The 1,727-nt window shown below is 59.5% G+C and carries 1 protein-coding gene and 1 pseudogene; one reads left to right on the top strand and one right to left on the bottom strand.

Annotated elements, in window-relative coordinates; genetic code table 11:
- Nucleotides 1–479, bottom strand: a pseudogene (locus AC1DLB_RS29265) (carboxy terminal-processing peptidase); the annotation flags it as partial.
- A gap of 140 nt (nucleotides 480–619) precedes the next feature.
- Here AC1DLB_RS29265 and AC1DLB_RS29260 point away from each other — a divergent pair.
- Nucleotides 620–1,582, top strand: a complete 963-nt coding sequence (locus tag AC1DLB_RS29260) for a zinc-binding dehydrogenase (RefSeq protein WP_477743817.1) — start codon at nucleotides 620–622, stop codon at nucleotides 1,580–1,582.
- Nucleotides 1,583–1,727: the final 145 nt, after the last annotated feature.

Genomic DNA, 1,727 nt, shown 5'->3' with positions numbered 1-1,727 from the left:
GTCTTGAGCCAAGGGGCATCCTTGCGGTCGACCAGCAAGGTTTCCTTGGTGGTGAAGTCGATCTTGTCGACGCCCTTGTTCAGCTCGGCAAGGGCAAAGTCCAGACGCGCCTTGACGCGATCCAGGTAGCGCTTGTAGATGGTGAACCCGGCGTTCAGGTCGCCGCTCTTGAGGAAGTCGTCAAACTGGGTTTTCCATTTGTCGAATTCGGCAATGTCACTGGCCATGAAGTAGCTGCGCGATGGATCCAGCAGCTTGAGGTAGCTGTCGTAGATGATCGCGGAGCGCGCATCGTCGAGCGGCGGCTTGCTGTAATGGTGACGCTTGAGCAATTCGACGACGTTCAGACTGGCGATGACTTCGTCGCGATCGGGCTGAAGCTTGTCCCAGCTGTTGGCTGCGAACGAATTGCTCGACATCGGCAAAAGACCGAGACCAATGACAAGAGCGAGGGCGGTGCTGGGGAAAAAATGCTTCATGCTGATTCGACGCGGGGACAATTGATCACGCATATTAGGCCGTCTTTGAAGTCGCCGGTTCCCACAAGGGCCGGTCGCATAATGCAAGAAAGCCCGGCGCTATAGCTTCGGGCTCAGTCCAGACTCACTATGGAGGCACTGTGAAAGCATTGCAAGGCGTTGAGGGGCGAGTGGAGTGGGTTGAGGAGCCGAGTCCTACGTGCGATGTAGGACAAGTTCGTATCCGAGTGGCGGCAGCGGGACTCAATCGAGCCGATTTGTTACAGAAAGCGGGCCTGTATCCGCCGCCGCCGGGAGCCAGTCAAGCACTGGGTCTTGAGTGTTCGGGGGTGATCAGCGAGGTCGGTCCGGGCTCGTCCTGGCAGGTCGGAGATCGGGTTTGCGCCTTGCTGGCCGGGGGTGGGATGGCCGAAGAGGTAGTTGTCGACGGACGGCATGTGTTGCCGGCTCCCGAAGGATTGTCCCTGGCCGAGGCCGCGGCGTTGCCGGAAGTGTATGCGACCGTCTGGCTGAATTTGTTTCTATTGGCTTCGCTCAAACCGGGTGAGAAAGTTCTTCTGCATGCCGGAGCAAGTGGAATCGGTTCAGCTGCCATTCAGCTGTGCAAGGCGTTTGGTAACCCGTGCTGGGTCAGCGTCGGCTCCGAGGATCGTCTGGCCTACTGTGAAGCGCTGGGTGCCCAGGGTGGAGTGGTGCGCAACAAGGATCTGGACCGCCTGAACGATCTGGGGCCGTTCGATGTGATCCTGGATCCGGTGGGTGGCAACTACGCGGCTTTGAACCTCAAGCTGCTGGCTCGTGATGGCCGTTGGGTGTTGATCGGTTTGATGGGCGGTCGTGAAGCGCAGCTGGATCTGGCGCAGGTGCTGGCCAAGCGCGTGCAACTGCTGGGTTCGACCCTGCGCAATCGCGACGAGCAGTTCAAGGCCGATTTGTTCAGCGATCTCAGCCAGCACGTCTGGCCTCTGTTTGCCGAAGGGCGTTTGAGCCCGCAACTGGCCAGGACGTTTGCGATCGAGGACGCCGAAGCGGCGTTTGCGGAGCTGGCGACCAATCAGGTGTCGGGCAAGCTGGTGCTGGTGATTGACGACAGCCTGACCTGACAACATGAACCTGTGAGTGCCTTTGTGGCGAGGGAGCTTGCTCCCGCTCGGTTGCGAAGCAGCCGCAAAACCTGAAAACCGGTTTTACCTGGCTAGCCACAGTGACTGATTTCAGGGCCGCTTCGCGGCCCAGCGGGAGCAAGCT

This window comes from Pseudomonas sp. 05N434 (genome assembly GCF_056396965.1).
The sequence above is the reverse complement of the archived record's forward strand: the minus strand, read 5'-3'. Positions and strand labels throughout refer to the sequence as shown.